Here is an 18,430-nt window from a genome sequence, read left to right as displayed (position 1 = left end):
CCGCCCCGCGCAGACCCGGAGCCCCGCCGAGCGGCTGCGCCGCGACACTTCTGCCTGAGTTCGCCACACCGGCCACCACCGCACGCGCTGCGCGCCGCCAGGCCGCCCGGCGGGAGCGCGACGCGCAGCGTCGACGACTCAGGCAACGCCGACCGGCGCCGGCCCGGAGCCTGGTCGAGCGGCTGCGCCGCGACGCTCCCTCCTGAGTTCGCCACGACGAGACCCACCGCGAGCGGCACGCGCGCCCCCACACGCGAGAGGCGCGGCCCGGGCGACCCCGGACCGCGCCTCAGCGCTCAGCACTCAGCGACGCGTCAGCCGCGCAGCTCGAGGTACTTCGCGATGAGCGACTTCGTCGAGGCATCCTGCGAGGCGAGGGCCTCCTCGTCGCCGTCGACGGCGGGCGCGACCTGGAGGGCGAGCTGCTTGCCGAGCTCGACGCCCCACTGGTCGAAGGAGTCGATGCCCCAGATGGTGCCCTCGACGAACACGATGTGCTCGTACAGCGCGATGAGCTGGCCGAGGACGCTCGGGGTCAGCGCCGGGGCCAGGATCGACGTCGTCGGGCGGTTGCCGCTGAACTCGCCGGCCGGCACGACCGACTCGGCGGTGCCCTCGGCGCGCACCTCGTCGGCGGTCTTGCCGAACGCGAGCGCCTTGGTCTGCGCGAAGTAGTTCGCCATGAACAGGGCGTGCACGTCCTGGCCGGCCTCGACGGTGCTGCCGTCGCCCGTCTCGTCCTTCAGCGCGTGCGCGGGGTTCGCGACGGCGATGAAGTCGGCGGGGATCAGGCGCGTGCCCTGGTGGATGAGCTGGTAGAACGCGTGCTGCCCGTTCGTGCCGGGCTCGCCCCAGAACACCTCGCCGGTCGACGTCGTGACGGGCGAGCCGTCCCAGCGGACGCTCTTGCCGTTCGACTCCATCGTGAGCTGCTGCAGGTACGCCGGGAAGCGGTGCAGGTACTGCGCGTACGGCAGCACCGCGTGGCTCTGCGCCCCGAGGAAGTTCGAGTACCAGACGTTCAGCAGGCCCATCAGCACGGGCACGTTCTGCTCGAGCGGCGCCGTGCGCATGTGCTCGTCCATCGCGTGGAACCCGGCGAGGAACTCGCGCCAGGCGTCGGGGCCGATCGCGATGACGACCGACGTGCCGATGGCCGAGTCGACCGAGTAGCGACCGCCGACCCAGTCCCAGAAGCCGAACGCGTTCTCGGGGTCGATGCCGAAGGCGGCGACCTTCTCGAGGGCGGTCGACACGGCGACGAAGTGCTTCGCCACGGCGCCGGTGCGGGCGTCGTCGCTGTCGTCGAGGGCGCCGGCGGCGGCGAGCTCACGCCAGAGCCACTCGCGGGCCAGGCGCGCGTTCGTGAGGGTCTCGAGCGTGCCGAAGGTCTTCGACGCGACGATGAAGAGGGTGGTCTCGGGGTCGAGGCCCGCGGTCTTCTCGTAGACGTCGGTGGGGTCGATGTTCGAGACGAAGCGCACCTCGAGCCCCTGCTGCACGTACGGCTTCAGGGCCTCGTAGACCATGACGGGGCCGAGGTCGGACCCGCCGATGCCGATGTTGACGACGGTCTCGATGCGCTTGCCGGTGACGCCGGTCCACTCGCCCGAGCGGACCTTCTCGGCGAAGGCGTAGACCTTGTCGAGCGTGGCGTGCACGTCGGCGTCGACGTCCTGCCCGTCGACGACGAAGCCCGCCGCCGGCACGAGGTCGGTGCCGTCCTTCGGGCGACGGAGCGCGGTGTGCAGCACGGCGCGGTCCTCCGTGACGTTGATGTGCTCGCCCGAGATCATCGCCTGGTAGCGGCCGGCGACGTCGGCGTCGCGCGCGACCTGAAGCAGGGCGTCGAGCACCTCGTCGGTGACGAGGCCCTTCGACATGTCGACGGTGAGGTCGGCGGCCTGGAAGGTGTGCTTCTCGGCACGCGTCGGGTCGGCGTCGAACCAGCCGCGCAGGTCGGGGGTGAAGCCGTCGGCGATGCCGGCGAGCCGGCGCCACGCCTCGGTCGAGGTCGGGTCGACGGGAGCGGATTCTGTCAAGGGGGGCCTCCTGGGTGCCTCGCTGCTGCTCGGCCCGCGGAGTCACGCAGCGCTGCGAGGCGGACCGCCCTCGATCCTACTGACGCACCGCCGATCGGGTCACCGGATGCCGCTGCGCGCGAACCCCTGCACGAAGTACCGCTGGAACACCAGGAAGAGCACGACCATCGGCGCCACGTTGACGAGGGCGAACGCCATCGTGCCGCCGTAGTCCGACCCGAACTGCCCCTGCAGGTAGAGCAGCCCGATCGGCAGCGTGAAGAGCTCGTTCTGCTTGAGGGCGATGAGCGGCCACGAGAAGTCGTTCCAGGTCTGCAGCAGGCTCATGAAGAACAGCACGGCGAGCAGCGGCTTCGACAGCGGCAGGACGATGCTGCGCAGCACGCGCAGGTGGCTCGCGCCGTCGATCCGCGCCGCCTCGATCAGCTCGGTGGGGATCCCGAGGATGAACTGCCGCGCCAGGAAGAGGCCGAACGCCGAGGCCGCCGTCGGCAGGATGACGGCCCAGTACGTGCCGTACAGGTCGAGGTCGGTGACGAGCGTGAACAGCGGCACCATGATCACCTGCACCGGGATCATCAGCGTCGCGAGGCACACCAGGAAGACCGCGTTCGACCCGCGGAACCGCAGCCGGGCGAACGCGTAGCCCCCGAGCACGTTGACCGTCACCGAGATGAGCGCCACGACGATCGCGATCGCGGCCGAGTTGCCGAACCACGTCACGACCGGGAACGAGTCGAACACGCGGCGGAAGTTCTCGGTGGTGAGCGCGCTCGGCCAGAACCGCAGGGCGCCGCCGAGCAGGTCGGCGCGCGTCGAGAACGCGACGACGACCATCCAGTACAGCGGGAAGAGCACCACGAGCGCGACGACGACCGCGACCACGACGCGGACCACGAGGAGGCGCCGGTCGCGTCGCCGACGCCCGCTCGGCCGGGCGGTGCGCACGCCCGCGCCGTCGGCCGCGACGGCGGGCCCGGACGAGACGGGGGCGAGGGGGGTGGAGGACACGGGCCGGCCTCTCAGTCGACGAGGTCGCGCGAGCGGCTGGTCTGCCAGCGCACGACGGTGAAGGCGAGCATGACGACGAGCAGCACGACGCCGATGGCGGCCGCGTAGCCCTGGTCACGGGTGACGAACCCTTGGTCGTAGGCGTAGGTGACGATCACCGACGTGGCGTTGCCGGGTCCGCCGCCCGTCATCACGAACACGAGGTCGAAGACCTGGAACGAGTAGATGACGTTGAGGATGAGCAGGAAGAACGACGACGGCCCGACGAGCGGCACCGTGAGGTGGCGGAAGCGCTGCCAGCCGCCGGCGCCGTCGAGGCGGCCCGCCTCGTAGATCTCGGCGTCGACCGACTGCAGGCCCGCGAGGTAGATCAGCATGTTGAAGCCGACGCGCCACCACAGCGTGATGAGCACGATGGACGCGAACGCGGCCGTGCCGCCCGACTGCCACGGCACGCCCGGCAGGCCGACGGCCCGCACGAGCTTGTCGATGAGGCCGCTGTTCTCGTCGAAGAGCAGCACGCCCATCAGCGCGGTCGCGACGCCGGAGATGGCCATCGGCAGGATGAGGATCGACCGGAACAGCCCGCGGGCCGGCAGCACGGAGTTCATCAGCACCGCGGCGCCGAGCCCGAGGGCCATCGACAGGGGCGTGACGATGACCGTGAAGAGCACCGTGTTCGCGGCTGAGCGCCAGAAGACCGGGTCCTGCACGAGGCGCTGGTAGTTGTCGACGCCGGTGAAGGTGCCGCCGCCGAAGCCGTCGGTCCGCTGCAGGCTCACGACGACGGCCCAGACGAGCGGCACGATCACGAACAGGGCCAGCAGGCCGAGGTTGGGGGTGAGCAGCGCCCAGGCGACCGCGGCCTCGCCCCGGGACCGGCGGCGACGCCGCGGACGGGGCGGGGCGGTCTCGGGTGCCGGCACCGCGCCTCCTCGTGCGACCGGTCGGGTGGCCGTGGTCATCGTCAGGCCTTCGTGGCGGCGGCGATGCCCTCGGAGAGCGCCGCGATCGTGTCGTCGGTGCTGCGACCGCTCGTGAAGGCCTGCTCGAGCTCGTCCTGCAGCACGGTGATGATGGCGGCCATCGACGGCGACGCGACCTGGCCCGAGTCGGAGGCGGCCACGGTGCTGGCCTGGCCGACGAAGACGGGCGACAGCTCGGGCCGCACCGCGAACTCGATGCTGCCGCCGTCGACGAGGTCCTGCCGGGTGGGCAGCAGGGAGGCGCCCTCGCAGAACGAGCGCATCGCCTCCTCCTCGGTCATGAAGGCGAGGAAGGACGCGGCGAGCGCGGGGTCGGCGACGTCCTTCGTGGCGACCAGGGCGTTGCCGCCGAAGTCGCTCGCGGCGCGCACGTCGCGCGGGGCGAACGTCGCACCCCACTCGAAGTCGAGGGTCTGGGTCGCGTCGGGGATCGCGAAGGCGCCCGAGAAGACCATCGCGGTGGTCTGCGAGTACCAGCTGTCCTGCGCGTAGGTCGACGACTTGATCGAGTCGTTCTGCGGCACGTACTGCTTCTCGAAGAACGACCTCGTGAAGTCGACGGCCCTGCGCCCGGCGTCGGAGTCGATCGCGGGGGTGACGAGGTCCTCTTCGAGGAAGGCGCCGTCGGCCTCGAACAGCCAGGTCAGCCAGCGGGTCACGCCGTTGCCCTGCCAGTTGTAGGCGAAGGGGTACTGGTCGGCGGGCAGGCTCTGGCGCAGGGTCGCGGCCACCTCGTCGAACTGCTCCCAGGTCCAGGCGTCCTCGAGGCTCGTCGGGACGTCGGTGATGCCTGCGGCGTCGAGCATCGTCTTGTTGTAGAGGATCGCCGTCGTGTCGGTGTGGTGGGGCACGCCGAACGGCGAGCCCTCGTTCTGCACAGCGGCCCAGGCCGCGTCGGTGAACCGGCCGGGCACGTCGGCGTCGAGGTGGTCGCCGAGGTCGAGCAGCTGGCCCCGCCCCGCGTAGCTGCCGAACGTGTAGTACGGCACGCGGAAGACGTCGGGCGGGTTGCCGGCCTGCAGCTGAGCGTCGATGTTCGTGAACATCTGCTCGTAGGGGACGGCGTTCAGCTCGATCGTCGAGCCGGGATTCGCGTCCTCGAAGCGGGCGATCTGGTCGCGGAAGCCCGCGAGCTCGGAGTCGGTGCCCCAGGTGGTGAACGTGAGGGTGCCGGTGGCCGACTCGGTCTGCGGCTTGCTGAAGCCGGCGCAGCCGGCGAGGATCGCGGTCAGCGACACCGCCCCGCTCGCGGCCAGGAAGTGACGTCGGGTGAGGGTCATGTGAGCTCCTCCGCTGGTGCGGTCGGTGGCGCGTCGGTGTGGGCGGGGCGACGACGCGACGTCCTCGGGGACGGACGACGGCGACGCGGCTCAGCCAACTCCGACGCGGCCTGCGTGTCCCCCGGGAGGGGTACACGCGGGCCGGGCCCGCCGGCTCAGTCGCCCGCGGCCCGGCGGATCAGCTCGGCGACCGCGGCGCGGGTCTCGTCGTCGGCCGCCGTCACGGCGTAGGACGTCGGCCACAGCGGGCCGTCGTCGAGCCGCGCGCTGTCGGAGAAGCCCAGCGTCCCGTACCGGCTGCCGAACTTGGCGCCCGGCTGGAAGAACGCGACGGTCTTGCCGTCCTCCCGCGCGTACGCGGGGAAGCCGTACCAGGTCTTCGGGGCGAGGCCCGGGGCGTGCTCGAGCACGACGTCGTGCACCATCTGCCCGATCGGCCGTTCGTCGTCGCGCATGGCGGCGATCGCGTCGAGGACGTCCTGCAGGTCGGCGGCGGCCTTGTCGGCCGCCTTCTCGCGCTTCGCCTGGGCGCGGAGCTCGGCGGCGCGCTGCTTCATCGCCGCGCGCTCCTCCTTCGTGAAGCCGTCGTCGGTCGCCATGGTCTCGCCTCTCGATCGGGGTGCGCCGGGTCGGGCGCGCGCTCATCGTGGCACGGCCTCCGTCTCCGGTCGAGGGCACGCCGGGCGCACCACCGCACCGCTGTCCGGGACCGCCCCGGACGCTGACCCCCAGAAAGGAGGTGTACCCCGACGGCCCGCAGCACGATAGAAAGGGACCTACGCCCTGCGCGCCCCGCTCCCTGCGCCACGCTGCGCCACCCGGAAGGCCCCCCGATCCCATGATCTCCCTCGTCTACACCAGCGTCGCCTCGTCCCCCTTCTCGGACGGCGACCTCGCCGAGCTGCTCATGAACAGCCGGGCGAACAACCGCCGTCGCGACCTGACGGGCTTCCTCATGCACGAGCAGGGCCGCTTCGTCCAGGTGCTCGAGGGGCCGGAGGACGTCGTCGACGAGCGGTACGCGATCATCGCGGCCGACCCGCGCCACGCCGACGTCGAGGTCGTCCAGCGCGAGACCATCGCCGAGCGCCGCTTCCCGCAGTGGACCATGGGCTACCGCACGAGCGTCGACACGGCCGCAGAGGACATCCCCGGCTACCGCCGCGTGACCGGCGCCGCCGACGACGGCACCGGCGTGCCCGACCTGCAGACCGCCGTGCACAGCATGCTCGCGTACCTCAGCTCGGCCGAGCCCACGCCCGCCTGACCCCTCGCGCCCTTTCCACCTGACGCCCCCGGTCCCTGCGGACGGGGGCGTCGGTCGCGTCCGGGACGTCCTTCCCCCGACCGACGGTCGGGGCCGGCAGCCCGGGGTCGGGAGCCGCGCTGTCCGTTCCGCGCACCTCGACGACGTCCGTTGTCCGCCCAGCGCATCCCTCGTCGAACTAGCTAGACGCGTTAGGGAGTTTGTGTAAGCATCTCCCTCGTACCGATTCACGGCGGTACTGCCCCCGCTGGCAGCGGGAGTGATCGAACCACCGACGACAGCGCAGGGCTGTCAGGAACGAGCACGACATGAGCATCATCCACAACTCGCCCTTCTCCGAGGTCAGGGAGAAGGACCGCCAGGTCACCCTCCTCGTCATCGCGACGTCGGCCCTCGCCGCCTGCGGCACGCTGATCGCGGCCATGCTCGTGGCCGTCGGAGCCGGCGCGTGAGCGCCGCGGCCGTCTCGTCCGCCTTCTCGGCCGACGACCTCCCGATGACCCAGCCGCTCGACCTGGCCGACCTCTTCGAGCCGGCCTCCGGGACCCAGGCGGCGTGACCATGTCCCTCGACCTGCGCAGCCTCAGCCACGAGCACCTCGTCGCCGCCGTCTCGTCCGCCCTCGGCGGCCGCATCGGCATCGACGCCCTCTCGTCCGACGACTTCAGCGTCGACGAGACGACCCTCACCTCGACGAACGCGGGGATCGGCCGATGAACTTCGCCGCCCGTGCGCTCGCCCCCGAGGGCACCGACCACACCCCCTACTTCGACACGACCGTCGAGGACGACGACCTCGACTGACCGGCAGCACCACGCACCACGCACCACCGGCACGACCCGCACCACCTCTAGCAGTCCCGCCTCACCTGATCACCGAGGACCAGCACAATGCCCCAACGCATCCAGGCCGCGAAGCTCTTCACTGCGCTCGAGAGCTACCGCATCGCCGAGCAGCGCCTCTTCCGCTCCGAGTCCGCGGCGGGTCTGCCGCGCACCGAGCGAGACGCCCTGGCCCTGGTCCTCGCGGCGGAGGGCACCGACGAGCCCATGACGCCGGGCGTCCTCGCGACCCGCCTCGGGTTCACGACCCCGGCCGTGTCGAACCTCCTGCACCGCATGGAGGACGCCGGCCTCATCGAGATCTCCGTCCACCCCGCCGACCGCCGCCGCAAGATCATCGCGACGACCGCCGACGGCCAGGCCGCGTGCGACGCCCCGACGACGGTGCCGCCGGTGCGCGACTACCTGATGAACGTGCCCGACGACCAGGCCGAGGCCGTGCGCGCCTTCCTCGAGGGGCTCAGCACCGTCATCTCGTCGCAGTCGGTCTCGAAGGTCTGACACGCCTCCCCCGCCCCACCGACACGAGGAGGCGCGGGGCGGCCGTCGAGACCGCCCGCGTCACGCGGGCCACACCACCCAGAACAGCACCACGGCCACCGGGGTCAGGGCAGCAGCCCCGACCACGGTGGCCGTCCTGCGTGCCCGGGTCGCGCTGAGCGCCGGGTGCCCCAGCTGCGGGGCGAGGGGCATCAGCAGGCGGAAGCTGCTCTGCTGCGGGAGGAACACCGCGACGAGGAAGCCCGCGTAGGCGAGGGTCCAGAGCGCGATCGTCGATCCGACGCGGCGCCACCCCGCCACGATGCCGGCGAGCATGCCGACCACCGCGAGCGCGACGACCACGACGCCCCACGGGCCGAGCCACGCCGCGGCGAACGCGAACCACGGCGTGAACGGGACGAAGCCGTCGTGGCCGACGCCGTAGTCCCGCCACCACGACGACTCGGTCTCGAGGTACCCGTCGGCCTCGCCGGTGACGACCGCGCAGACGACGGGCCAGGCGACCCCGGCCAGGGCCACGGCGAGCGCCGCCCCGCCGCGGCGGGCGAGCTCGCCGGCGGTCAGGACGAGCCGGCCGTGGGCGCGGTCGGCACCGTCGCCGCGAGCCGCCCTGGCCCGCCAGAGGGTCCAGAGCGTCATGCCGACGAGGGCCGCCGCCAGCGCGAGCGCTCCGGGCCGCGTCAGCGCGGCGAGCACGCCGCAGAGGGCGAACCAGCCCCAGGCCCCCCGCGAGAGGGCGAGCAGCGCCCCGAAGACGAGGGCGAGCGAGAGCGCCTCGGCGTACGGCACCTGCAGCAGGAACGACATCGGCCCGACGGCGAACAGCACGGCGGCGTGACGGCCCTCGCGGTCGCCGACGCGGTCGCGCACGAGCAGGTAGAGCAGCACCGTCGCGACGGCGCCCGCCACGACGGCCACGGCGCTGCCCACGACGACGAACGACCCGCCGGTGGCCCACGACAGCCCCCTCACGAGCAGGGGGAAGAGCGGCAGGAAGGCCCACTCGTTCTTGACGACGGCCCCGTCGTCGCCGCGCGGCAGCTCCGTGGGGTACCCGCCGGAGGCGATGCTCTCGAACCAGCGACCGTCCCAGGCCGAGAGGAACCCGCCGAGCCCCGGCCGGCCGTCGTTCATCGACAGCGCGGCGAGGGGCGCACCGGGGCGCGAGAGCGCCCAGGCCAGGGCGAGGAGCGCACCCGTCGCCACGCGGGCCCCGACGTAGACGACGAGGAGGCGCACGACCGCGGCGGCGAGCGGGCGCCGGGGGTCGGCCCGCGCCTCCTCGCGCTCCGTCGTCGCGGCCCGAGTCATCCGACCACCCAACCAGACGGGTCGTGTGCGACCTGGTCGCGCGTACCCCGGTCACGCGTCGCGGGACGGGCCCGGCACAGGTGCCCGCGGGCAGGATGGACGGCGATGACCACGACGAGCGAGACCAGGCCCCCGGGCGAGCGGGCCCCCGCCGGTCGCCCGACGACGGTCTCGGTCGTCATCCCGTGCCGCGACGACGCCGTCCTGCTGCGGCGCTGCCTCGAGTCGCTCGCCGCCCAGACCTCGCCGCCCGACGAGATCGTCGTCGTGGACAACGCCTCGAGCGACGACACCGCCGCGGTGGCCCGCGCGGCCGGCGCCCGCGTCGTCGTCGAGCCGGTGCCCGGCGTCAGCGCGGCGAGCGCCGCCGGCTACGACTCCGCCACCGGCGACGTCGTCGCCCGCCTCGACGCCGACTGCGAGGCCCCGGTCGACTGGATCGCCCGCGTCCGCGAGCGCTTCGACCTCGACCCCGGGCTCGTCGCCCTCACCGGCGGCGCCCGGTTCACCGACGGCCCCGTGCTGCTGCGGCGGGTCGGGGCAGCGCTCTACCTCGGCGCCTACGTCGTGGCCGTCTCGCTCGCGCTGGGGCACGTGCCCCTCTTCGGCTCGAACTGCGCCTTCCGCCGCGACGACTGGCTGCGGGTGCGCGGCGAGGTCCACCGCGACGACGCGCTGATGCACGACGACATCGACCTCTCGTTCCACCTCGGCCCGGAGGCGCGGATCCGGTACGACCACCGCCTCGGCATGCGCGTCTCGGCTCGCCCCTTCCGCACCGGCGACTTCTCCGTACGGGTGCGTCGCGGCTTCCACTCGGTGTACGCGCACTGGCCGGAGGAGCACCCGCGGCGACGGGTCGCCCGGCGGCTGCGCGCCGTGGTGCGGCGTCGCCTCGGGACATCGGGTGTTGCCGATCGCCGCGGCGTCCAGCTAAGGTAAGGCACACCTAACACGGCGATCACCCGTGAGTCCCCGCCCCGGTCACCACAGCGACCGGCGGGGCCGTCCGTCGACGCGGCGTGCCCTCCGTGCGCCCTCCCGACAGCGATCGCGTCGCCGTGCGCGGAAGCCCTGCACGTCACGGAAGGAACCCATGTCCCGCACCACGCGACTGCTCGCCCTCGGCGCAGCGTCCGCCCTCGCCCTCGGCCTCACCGCCTGCTCCGCCCCCGCCGGCGGCTCCGACGACGTCGCCTCCGGCGGCGACGACGCCTTCACGCCGATCACGATCGAGCACGCCCTCGGCACCACGACCATCGACGAGAAGCCCGAGCGCGTCGCCACCGTCAACTGGGCGAACCAGGAGGTGCCGCTGGCCCTCGGCGTCGTGCCCGTCGGCATGGCCGCCGCGACCTTCGGCGACGACGACGGCGACGGGATCCTGCCCTGGGTCTCGGAGAAGCTCGACGAGCTCGGCGGCGAGGCCCCCGTGCTCTTCGACGAGACCGACGGCATCGACTTCGAGGCCGTGGCCGACACCGCGCCCGACGTGATCCTCGCCGCCTACTCGGGCCTGACGCAGGAGGACTACGACACGCTCAGCGAGATCGCCCCCGTCGTCGCCTACCCCGAGACCGCCTGGGGCACCTCGTGGCGCGAGATGATCGAGCTCAACAGCACGGGCATGGGCATGGCCGCCGAGGGCGAGCAGCTCGTCTCCGACCTCGAGGCCGAGATCGCCGACGTCGCCGCGGCGCACCCCGCCCTCGCCGACAAGACCGCGATGTTCCTCACGCACGTCGACACGACCGACCTCAGCGAGGTCAGCTTCTACACGACGCACGACACCCGCGTGCAGTTCTTCGAGGACCTCGGCCTGCAGCAGCCGCAGAGCATCAGCGACGCCTCCGACTCGACCGAGCTGTTCTCGCTGACCCAGAGCGCCGAGACGGCCGACACCTTCGACGACGTCGACATCATCGTCACCTACGGCGACGAGGAGCTCGTCTCGACCCTCGAGGGCGACCCCGTCCTGTCGCAGATGCCGGCCGTCGCGACCGAGGCCGTCGTCGCGCTGCCGAGCACCGGCCCGATCGGCACCGCCGCGAACCCGACCCCGCTGTCGATCCCGTGGATCCTCGACGAGTACGCCGACCTCCTCGACGGAGCCGCCGCGAAGTCGTGACCCTGACCACCACCCCCGCCGCCGCCTCGGTCGTCGCCCCCGTGCGACGCCCGAGGCGGCTGCGTGCCGCCTGGCTGCTCGCGCTGCTGGGCGCGCTCGTCGTCGTGATGCTGCTCTCGCTCGCGATCGGCACCCGCGCGGTGCCGCTCGACGACGTCGTGGCCGCGCTCGGCGGGGCGACCGACGGCTTCGACCGCGCGTCGGTCGCGAAGCGCATCCCGCGCACGCTCCTCGCCGCCGCCGCGGGGGCGGCCCTCGCCGTCGCCGGCGCCGTCATGCAGGGCGTCACGCGCAACCCCCTCGCCGACCCGGGGATCCTCGGGGTCAACACCGGCGCCTCCCTCGCGGTCGTCGCAGGCCTGGCGTTCTTCGGCCTCAGCGCGTCGACGAGCATCGTCTGGGTCGCCATCGCCGGCGCCGGAGGCACGGCCCTGTTCGTGTACGCCGTCGGCTCCCTGGGCCGCGGCGGCGCCACGCCGCTCAAGCTGGCGCTCGCCGGCGCGGCCACCTCCGCCGCCCTCGCCTCGTTCATCACCGCCGTCGCGCTGCCCCGCGGCGACATCGCGGCGAACATCCGCTCGTGGCAGATCGGCGGAGTCGGCGGCGGCACCTTCGCGAGCCTCGGGCAGGTGCTGCCGTTCCTCGCCGTCGGGCTCGTCGTCTGCCTGCTCTCGGCCAAGGCGCTCAACTCGCTCGCCCTCGGCGACGAGCTCGCGGCCGGGCTCGGCGAGCGCGTCGCCGTCGCCCGGGGCGCGGCCGCCCTCGGCGCCGTGGTGCTCTGCGGCGCGGCCACCGCCGTCACCGGCCCGATCGGCTTCGTCGGACTCGTCGTGCCCCACGCCTGCCGCCTGCTGACCGGTGTCGACCACCGCTGGCTGCTGCCGTTCTCCGCCGTCGCCGGCGCCGTGCTGCTGACCGCGTCGGACGTCGTCGGGCGCGTCGTCGCCCGGCCGGCCGAGATCGACGTCGGCATCGTCACCGCCCTGATCGGCGCGCCGTTCTTCATCTGGATCGTCCGCCGCGCGAAGCTGCGGGCGCTGTGAGCGCACCACGCGGCCCGGGCGCCGCTCCTGCCTCCTCGTCTCGCCTGGCGGGGGTCGCGGCCGACGTGGCGCGGGGCCGTCGCCGCCGCGGCCGTCGACGTCGGGCCGTCATGGCCGCGCTCGTCGTGGCGCTCGTCGTCGCGTTCGTGCTCAGCCTCATGGTCGGGCGCACCTTCTACGGCCCGGGCGAGGTGCTCGGCGTCGTGCTCGGGCAGGACGTCCCCGGCGCGACCTTCACCGTCGGGCGGCTTCGGCTGCCCCGCGCGGTGCTCGCCGTCCTCGCGGGGCTGTGCTTCGGGCTCGGCGGCGTGACGTTCCAGACCATGCTGCGGAACCCGCTCGCGAGCCCCGACATCATCGGCATCAGCTCGGGCGCCAGCGCCGCCGCGGCGTTCGCGATCGTCACCCTCTCGCTCGACGGCGCGCAGGTGTCGGCGTTCGCCATCGTCGCCGGGCTCGCCGTCGCGGTGCTCGTCTACCTGCTCTCGCGCCGCGGCGGGGTCGTCGGCACGCGCCTCGTGCTCGTCGGCATCGGCGTCGCGGCGATGCTCGACAGCCTCACCGCGTACGTGCTCTCGGGGGCGGCGCAGTGGGACCTGCAGGAGGCCACCCGGTGGCTCACCGGCAGCCTCAACGGGGCGAGCTGGTCGCAGGCGCTGCCCGTGCTCGTCGCGCTGGCGGTGCTCACGCCCGTGCTGCTGTCGCGCTCGCGCGACCTGTCGGCGACGCAGCTCGGCGACGACGCGGCGTCGGCGCTCGGCGTGCGGGTCGACCGCACGCGCCTCGTCGTCATCGTCGCCGCGGTCGGGCTCATCTCGTTCGCCACGGCGGCGTGCGGGCCGATCGCGTTCGTGGCGTTCCTGTCGGGGCCGATCGCCGCGCGCGTGGTCGGGCCGCACGGCTCGCTGCTCGTGCCGTCGGCGCTCGTCGGCGCCCTGCTCGTGCTCGTCGCCGACGTCGTCGGGCAGTACGCGCTCGGCACGCGCTTCCCCGTGGGGGTCGTCACCGGCGTGCTCGGGGCGCCCTACCTGATCTGGCTCATCGTCCGCACCAACCGCGCCGGAGGCTCACTGTGACCACCGACCACTCGCTCGCCGTCGAGCGCCTCACCCTCGGCTACGGCGACCGCGTCGTCGTCGACGACCTCGACCTCGTCGTGCCGCCCGGTCGCGTCACCGCGATCGTCGGGGCGAACGCCTGCGGCAAGTCGACGCTGCTGCGCTCGATGTCGCGACTGCTGAGGCCGCGCGCCGGGCGGGTCGTGCTCGACGGGGCCGAGGTGCACCGGCTGCCCGCGCGGCAGCTGGCCCGCACGCTCGGCCTGCTGCCGCAGTCGCCCGTCGCACCCGAGGGCATCACCGTCGCCGACCTCGTCGGACGGGGACGGCACCCGCACCAGGGCGTGCTCTCGCGGTGGTCCACGGCCGACGACCTCGCCGTCGCGGCCGCCCTCGAGGCGACCGACACGACGGCCCTGGCCGAGCGCCCCGTCGACGAGCTGTCGGGCGGGCAGCGCCAACGCGTCTGGATCGCGATGGCCCTCGCGCAGGAGACCGACCTGCTGCTGCTCGACGAGCCGACGACCTTCCTCGACGTGAGCCACCAGGTCGAGGTGCTCGACCTGCTCACCGACCTCAACCGGTCGCGGGGCACGACGATCGTCATGGTGCTGCACGACCTCAACCTCGCGGCCCGCTACGCCGACCACCTCGTCGCCCTCGCGGCGGGCCGGGTGCACGCGGCGGGAACGCCGCAGGAGGTGCTGACGGAGGACTGCGTCCGCGCCGTCTTCGGCCTCGACAGCCGCGTCGTCGAGGACCCGACCACGGGCGCGCCGATGATGCTGCCGCTCGGACGGCACCACGTGGTGGGCGCGGAGTCGGGGTCAGGCGGCTCGGGGTCGGGCTCGGGCGGCGACGCGGCCTGCTGAGGCGCGGGCCGGCTCCCGACGTCCCCCGCCGACCCGAGACGGGGGACGCTTCGGCAACGATCCGGTCTCGGCGGCCCCCGCGCCCCCGACGCGGGCGTGTGGGGGGTCGTCGCCCGGCCCTAGGTTCAGCCCGACGACGCCCGTCCGGGCGTCCACGCCCTGGGGGACCGCATGACCATCACCACCCGACTCCGCACGCCCGCCCTGGCCGCGGCTCTCTCCGCCGCGCTCGTGCTCGCGCCCGTCGCCGCGTTCGCCGACGAGCCCGCGGGCACGAGCCCCGCCCCGGCCGAGAGCGGCGCACCGACGCCGTCCGACGCGGAGACCGCCGCCGCGCCCGGCGACACCACGTCCAGCGACGCCCCGCCCGCCGACACGGCCCCCGTCGAGGCCGCTCCCGGCGACGCCACGCCCGTCGAGGTCGTTCCGGTCGAGGCCGTGTCCGGCAACACCGCCGTCGGCAGCCGTCCTCCCGCCGCGACGGCCGCCGAGCCCGCCCCGGCGGGATCGACGCCGTCCGCGACCCCTTCCGCCGGGACGCCGCCCACCGCGGGCCCGTCACCGACCGGCGACGGCACCGTCGTCGTCGTCGAGCCCGACGTGGTGCCCGCCGTCGACATCTACCCCACCGTCGCGCACGCGGGCGGGTCGTCGACGGTCTACGTCGACGACTTCACGGGCGGCGACCCCGTCTCGGTGCGGGTCGACGGCGACGCCGTCGAGGCCGACGACGTCTTCACCGTCCTGCCCTGGGAGTCGCCCTTCGCGTTCGACCCGACCGGCAGCGCTCTCTTCGACGTCGTCATCCCCGACGACCTGCCGCTCGGCGACCTCGTCGTGACCGTCAGCGACGCCCACGGCGTGAGCGTCTCGGCCGACCTCGCCGTCACGCCGCCCCTGCCCGTGCCCGCCGTGACCGTGCCGCAGGGCGCCACGGCCGGTGTCGTCACGATCAGCGGGGCCGGGGCCCAGCCCGGCAGCGCGGCCTTCGTCGTGGTCGGCGACCCCGCCGACCTGGCCGAGGGCTTCGGCTCGGCCGTCGGGGGCTCGACGGGCGCGACCGTGTCGTGGTCCGTCGAGGGCTCCGGCCTGACGGCCGACGAGGCGGACTCTGACGATCCCACCGACGAGGCCGATCCCACCGAGGAGGCCGGTCCCGCCGACGAGGCCGACCCCTCCGACCCGGCCGGCGACGAGGCGGTGCACGTGGGTGACGACATCGTCGTCATGAAGGAACAGGCCGACGACCCCGCCAACGGCCTGTACGACACCGAGCCCGTCCCCTACGACGCGACCGACGGGCCCGCCCAGGCACTCGTGCCCGTGGCCGCCGACGGCACCTTCGAGGCCCGGTTCGTCCTGCCCGAGGGACGCTTCTCGACCACGGCCTCGACCATCGACCTCGAGACGGGCGACGCCTCCGACCAGTCCGCGGTCGCCTCCTTCTCGGTGGCCGCGGCCTCGGCAGTGGTGCCGGCGGCACCCGTCGCCACGCCGGTGGCGGCCACGGGCGGCGTCGTCGTGGTCGGCCGGTCCGACCGCGCGGGACGACTGGCCTACACGGGCACCGACGGCTCCGGCACGGGAGCCGCGATCGCCGCCGGCCTGCTGCTGCTCGGCGGCGGGCTCGTGGCGGCCGCGCGCCTCCGCGTGCGTCGCCGCCCCTGACCCGGCCCCGGCCCCGGCCCCGGCCCCGGGTTCAGAACACCTCGAACCGCGAACCGAACCGTGAACCGCGAAGAAACGCGGTTCATGGTTCGGTTCGCGGTTCTTCGCGCACTGAGCGGCGCGGCGCGGCGCGGGGCGGGGCGTCCTAGCCGGTGACGACGGCCAGCTCGTTCGGCACTCCCGGCAGCGACGCCGAGGCGAGCACCTCGCCCGACGCCACGTCGACCGCGTGCAGCTCCGACGCGGCGGCGTCGCTCACGTACGCGACCCCCTCCGAGACGACGAGGCTCGGGTGCGAGTCCTGCCACTCGGCCGGTCCCTCCCACGCGCCGATGACCGGGTGCGACGCGGTCACGTCGCCGGTCGCCACGTCGAGCTCGTGCAGGGCGCCGTCGGTGCCGATCAGCACCGCGGTGTCGGCGTCGGTGCGGACGACGCCCTTCCAGGTGTACGACACCCCCTCGGGAAGCGCCACGATCGACGACGTCATCGACGACGTGTCGACCACGGTGAGGTCGGTCAGCAGCGAGCCCTCCGCATCGGGGTCGTCGTTGTAGTCGCCCACCATGACGGACGACTCGTCCGAGACGTAGGCGTTGCCCGTGCGGCCGTAGTCGTCGGGCGCGGTGAGCTTGGTGAAGGCACCGTCGGCGTAGACGAGCACGCCGTCGCTGCAGCCGAAGACCGCGACCTCGTCCTGGACGGTGCCCTCGCCGTGGACCGACGGGCACTCCTCGCTGCGGGCGATCTCCGCGCGGTCGGCGTCGAGCACGCGGACGCCGGTGCGCGAGTCGCTGTCGCCGATCGTCGTGAGCAGCGTGCCGTCCTCGAGCTCGATCGAGACGCCGTGGTGGGCGTCGGGCGCGGGGATCCGCTCGATCTCGGGCAGGGCCCCGTCCTCGGACGCGGTCAGCAGGTCGGCCGTGTCGAACACCGTCGTCTCGCCGGTGCCGTCGCTGAAGAGGATCGTCTTCTCGCCGTGCCGCACGACGTGGCCCGGCGTCGGAGCGTCGAAGACGAGATCGGTGAGCTCGGGCTCGCCGACGTGGTGCTCGCCGTCCGGCGTGGTCCACGCCCCGGTGTCGAGCACCTGGAACCCGTCCGCGGTCGACACGAGCACGTGCCTCCCGTCGCCGGCGGGGTTCACCCGCACGAAGCCCTCGAGGGGGATGTCCGCCTGCACCTCGAGGGTTCCGGCGTCGAGCACGAGCAGGCCGCCGTCGTACGTCGTCACGACGCGCGGCTGGGCGGCGGGGGCGTTGGTGGCGCCCGCCTCGGGGGCGGCGGCGGTGTCGGCGTCGCTGCCCGCGCCTCCCGGGGCGGAGCAGGCGGCGAGGCCGAGGCCCGCCGCGAGGCCGAGGGAGAGAGCGGCGATGGCTCGCCGGTGTCGCTGGATCATGTGGTCCTTCCGATGGGTGGGGATGAGGCCGGTCACGGTGACAGGCCGGTCGCGATGAGCCGCTCGTTGGAGCGCATCATCTCGAGGTAGGTCTCGGCTCCCCCGCCGGGGGCGCTGAGCGACTCGGTGTGCAGGGCGACGACGTCGACGTCGACGTCGGCCTCGTCGGCGAGCACCTGCACGAGGCGGTCGGGCTGGGACGAGTCGGCGAAGATCGTGGCGACCTGCGCCTCCTCGACGGCGGTCACGAGGCTCGACAGGTCGGACGCGCTCGGCGCCGCCAGCGTCGTGCCGCTCGGCAGCACCGCGCCCACCACCCGGAAGTCGTAGCGGTCGGCCAGGTAGCCGAAGACGTGGTGGTTCGTCACGAGGGCGCGGCGCTCGGCCGGAATCGCCGCGAACGTCGCCTCGAGCTCGGCGTCGAGCTCCTCGAGCTCGGAACGGTAGGAGGCGCCCGTCGCCTCGAGCGCGCCGCCGTCGATCCCGTCTACCTCCGCACCGATCGCGGCGACGAGCCCGTCGACGACGTCGAGCATGCGACCCGGGTCGGTCCAGAGGTGCGGGTCGACCTCTCCCTCGGCGTCGCCCTGGTCGTAGTCGAGCGGGACGATCAGGTCGCCCGCCTCGACGACGGGGACCCCCGCGTCGGCGGCGGCCTCGACGTGCTGGACGAGGCCCTCCTCGAGGCCGAGGCCGTTCGCGACGACGAGGTCGGCGGTGCGGAGGTCGGCGGCCTCCCGCGCGGAGATCTCGACGGAGTGCGGGTCGGCGCCCGGGGGCATGAGCGTGACGACGTCGGCCTGGGTGCCCACGAGCTCGCCGACGACGTCGCCGAGGATGTTGGTCGTCACGACGATGCGCGGGCGGTCGGGGTCGGGGGCCGCGCCGGGTGGGGCGCCGGCGGTGCAGCCGGTCGCGGCGAGGAGGGCGCCGGCTGCGATGGCCGCCGCGAGCGCGGCGCGCGCTGTGCGCCGGCTTCGGGGTGCGCAGGTTCGCGACTCAGGGACCAGCGTCGCGGGAGC

18 protein-coding genes are annotated in these 18,430 nt (G+C 73.8%); 10 read left to right on the top strand and 8 right to left on the bottom strand.

The features are described 5' to 3' along the window. Positions 1-314 precede the first annotated feature (314 nt). The 5 genes from pgi to EDF38_RS02530 form a co-directional block, all read right to left on the bottom strand. Positions 315-2,042 (bottom strand): glucose-6-phosphate isomerase, encoded by a 1,728-nt coding sequence (gene pgi / locus EDF38_RS02550; protein ID WP_123353812.1) that lies wholly within the window; start codon positions 2,040-2,042, stop codon positions 315-317. Positions 2,043-2,141: 99 nt separating this feature from the next. Continuing rightward, positions 2,142-3,053, bottom strand: a complete 912-nt coding sequence (locus tag EDF38_RS02545; protein ID WP_233572156.1) for a carbohydrate ABC transporter permease — start codon at positions 3,051-3,053, stop codon at positions 2,142-2,144. 11 nt (positions 3,054-3,064) lie between these two features. Continuing rightward, positions 3,065-4,018 carry a carbohydrate ABC transporter permease gene (locus EDF38_RS02540; protein WP_123353811.1) on the bottom strand — a complete coding sequence of 318 codons (954 nt, stop codon included), beginning with the start codon at positions 4,016-4,018 and terminating at the stop codon, positions 3,065-3,067. 2 nt (positions 4,019-4,020) lie between these two features. After that, the gene (locus EDF38_RS02535; RefSeq protein WP_123353810.1) at positions 4,021-5,319 is read right to left on the bottom strand and encodes an ABC transporter substrate-binding protein; all 1,299 of its coding nucleotides are present in this window, start codon (positions 5,317-5,319) and stop codon (positions 4,021-4,023) included. A gap of 155 nt (positions 5,320-5,474) precedes the next feature. Next, the gene (locus EDF38_RS02530; protein ID WP_123353809.1) at positions 5,475-5,918 is read right to left on the bottom strand and encodes a hypothetical protein; all 444 of its coding nucleotides are present in this window, start codon (positions 5,916-5,918) and stop codon (positions 5,475-5,477) included. 239 nt (positions 5,919-6,157) lie between these two features. Here EDF38_RS02530 and EDF38_RS02525 point away from each other — a divergent pair, with 239 nt between their 5' ends. From EDF38_RS02525 to EDF38_RS02520, 4 genes are all read left to right on the top strand, one after another. After that, positions 6,158-6,586 (top strand): BLUF domain-containing protein, encoded by a 429-nt coding sequence (locus tag EDF38_RS02525; protein WP_123353808.1) that lies wholly within the window; start codon positions 6,158-6,160, stop codon positions 6,584-6,586. A 308-nt stretch (positions 6,587-6,894) separates the two neighbouring features. Then, on the top strand, positions 6,895-7,038 hold the full coding sequence (locus EDF38_RS15805; RefSeq protein ID WP_158613306.1) for a hypothetical protein: 144 nt from the start codon (positions 6,895-6,897) through the stop codon (positions 7,036-7,038). A 103-nt stretch (positions 7,039-7,141) separates the two neighbouring features. Then, positions 7,142-7,303 carry a hypothetical protein gene (locus tag EDF38_RS15800; protein ID WP_158613305.1) on the top strand — a complete coding sequence of 54 codons (162 nt, stop codon included), beginning with the start codon at positions 7,142-7,144 and terminating at the stop codon, positions 7,301-7,303. A gap of 173 nt (positions 7,304-7,476) precedes the next feature. Beyond that, on the top strand, positions 7,477-7,929 hold the full coding sequence (locus EDF38_RS02520; RefSeq protein WP_123353807.1) for a MarR family winged helix-turn-helix transcriptional regulator: 453 nt from the start codon (positions 7,477-7,479) through the stop codon (positions 7,927-7,929). Between the two features lie 60 nt (positions 7,930-7,989). On the opposite strand, the gene EDF38_RS02515 is transcribed toward EDF38_RS02520, so the two are convergent. After that, positions 7,990-9,240 carry a mannosyltransferase family protein gene (locus tag EDF38_RS02515; protein WP_123353806.1) on the bottom strand — a complete coding sequence of 417 codons (1,251 nt, stop codon included), beginning with the start codon at positions 9,238-9,240 and terminating at the stop codon, positions 7,990-7,992. Positions 9,241-9,345: 105 nt separating this feature from the next. On the opposite strand from EDF38_RS02515, the gene EDF38_RS02510 reads away from it, so the two are divergent. From EDF38_RS02510 to EDF38_RS16330, 6 genes are all read left to right on the top strand, one after another. Then, the gene (locus EDF38_RS02510) at positions 9,346-10,182 is read left to right on the top strand and encodes a glycosyltransferase family 2 protein (RefSeq protein ID WP_123353805.1); all 837 of its coding nucleotides are present in this window, start codon (positions 9,346-9,348) and stop codon (positions 10,180-10,182) included. A 154-nt stretch (positions 10,183-10,336) separates the two neighbouring features. After that, positions 10,337-11,368, top strand: coding sequence for an iron-siderophore ABC transporter substrate-binding protein (locus EDF38_RS02505; RefSeq protein ID WP_123353804.1), 1,032 nt, complete (start codon positions 10,337-10,339; stop codon positions 11,366-11,368). Next, on the top strand, positions 11,365-12,411 hold the full coding sequence (locus EDF38_RS02500; protein WP_233572154.1) for an iron ABC transporter permease: 1,047 nt from the start codon (positions 11,365-11,367) through the stop codon (positions 12,409-12,411). Before EDF38_RS02505 ends, EDF38_RS02500 begins: the two co-directional genes overlap by 4 nt. A 44-nt stretch (positions 12,412-12,455) precedes the next feature. Next, positions 12,456-13,487 carry an iron chelate uptake ABC transporter family permease subunit gene (locus tag EDF38_RS02495; RefSeq protein WP_233572330.1) on the top strand — a complete coding sequence of 344 codons (1,032 nt, stop codon included), beginning with the start codon at positions 12,456-12,458 and terminating at the stop codon, positions 13,485-13,487. Further along, a complete protein-coding gene (locus EDF38_RS02490) occupies positions 13,484-14,341 on the top strand; it encodes an ABC transporter ATP-binding protein (protein WP_123353802.1) in 858 nt (285 codons plus the stop codon). Before EDF38_RS02495 ends, EDF38_RS02490 begins: the two co-directional genes overlap by 4 nt. Before the next feature lie 171 nt (positions 14,342-14,512). Next, the gene (locus tag EDF38_RS16330; protein WP_123353801.1) at positions 14,513-16,009 is read left to right on the top strand and encodes a hypothetical protein; all 1,497 of its coding nucleotides are present in this window, start codon (positions 14,513-14,515) and stop codon (positions 16,007-16,009) included. A 145-nt stretch (positions 16,010-16,154) separates the two neighbouring features. Here EDF38_RS16330 and aztD read toward each other — a convergent pair whose 3' ends face one another. Beyond that, complete coding sequence (gene aztD / locus EDF38_RS02480; RefSeq protein WP_123353800.1) at positions 16,155-17,408, bottom strand: zinc metallochaperone AztD; 1,254 nt, start codon at positions 17,406-17,408, stop codon at positions 16,155-16,157. Between the two features lie 32 nt (positions 17,409-17,440). Further along, positions 17,441-18,418, bottom strand: coding sequence for a zinc ABC transporter substrate-binding protein AztC (gene aztC / locus EDF38_RS02475; protein ID WP_370275613.1), 978 nt, complete (start codon positions 18,416-18,418; stop codon positions 17,441-17,443). Positions 18,419-18,430 lie beyond the last annotated feature (12 nt).

Source organism: Frigoribacterium sp. PhB160, assembly GCF_003751785.1.
Classification (GTDB): domain Bacteria; phylum Actinomycetota; class Actinomycetes; order Actinomycetales; family Microbacteriaceae; genus Frigoribacterium.
This window is presented reverse-complemented; position numbering and strand designations above follow the sequence as displayed.

Excerpts from the sequence above, each read along its gene's own strand:
- EDF38_RS02540 (WP_123353811.1), bottom strand. The coding sequence starts at position 4,018 with ATGACCACGGCCACCCGACCGGTCGCACGAGGAGGCGCGGTGCCGGCA.
- EDF38_RS02535 (WP_123353810.1), bottom strand. The coding sequence starts at position 5,319 with ATGACCCTCACCCGACGTCACTTCCTGGCCGCGAGCGGGGCGGTGTCG.
- EDF38_RS02530 (WP_123353809.1), bottom strand. The coding sequence starts at position 5,918 with ATGGCGACCGACGACGGCTTCACGAAGGAGGAGCGCGCGGCGATGAAG.
- EDF38_RS02525 (WP_123353808.1), top strand. The coding sequence starts at position 6,158 with ATGATCTCCCTCGTCTACACCAGCGTCGCCTCGTCCCCCTTCTCGGAC.
- EDF38_RS15805 (WP_158613306.1), top strand. The coding sequence starts at position 6,895 with ATGAGCATCATCCACAACTCGCCCTTCTCCGAGGTCAGGGAGAAGGAC.
- EDF38_RS02520 (WP_123353807.1), top strand. The coding sequence starts at position 7,477 with ATGCCCCAACGCATCCAGGCCGCGAAGCTCTTCACTGCGCTCGAGAGC.
- EDF38_RS02515 (WP_123353806.1), bottom strand. The coding sequence starts at position 9,240 with ATGACTCGGGCCGCGACGACGGAGCGCGAGGAGGCGCGGGCCGACCCC.
- EDF38_RS02510 (WP_123353805.1), top strand. The coding sequence starts at position 9,346 with ATGACCACGACGAGCGAGACCAGGCCCCCGGGCGAGCGGGCCCCCGCC.
- EDF38_RS02505 (WP_123353804.1), top strand. The coding sequence starts at position 10,337 with ATGTCCCGCACCACGCGACTGCTCGCCCTCGGCGCAGCGTCCGCCCTC.
- EDF38_RS16330 (WP_123353801.1), top strand. The coding sequence starts at position 14,513 with ATGACCATCACCACCCGACTCCGCACGCCCGCCCTGGCCGCGGCTCTC.
- aztD (WP_123353800.1), bottom strand. The coding sequence starts at position 17,408 with ATGATCCAGCGACACCGGCGAGCCATCGCCGCTCTCTCCCTCGGCCTC.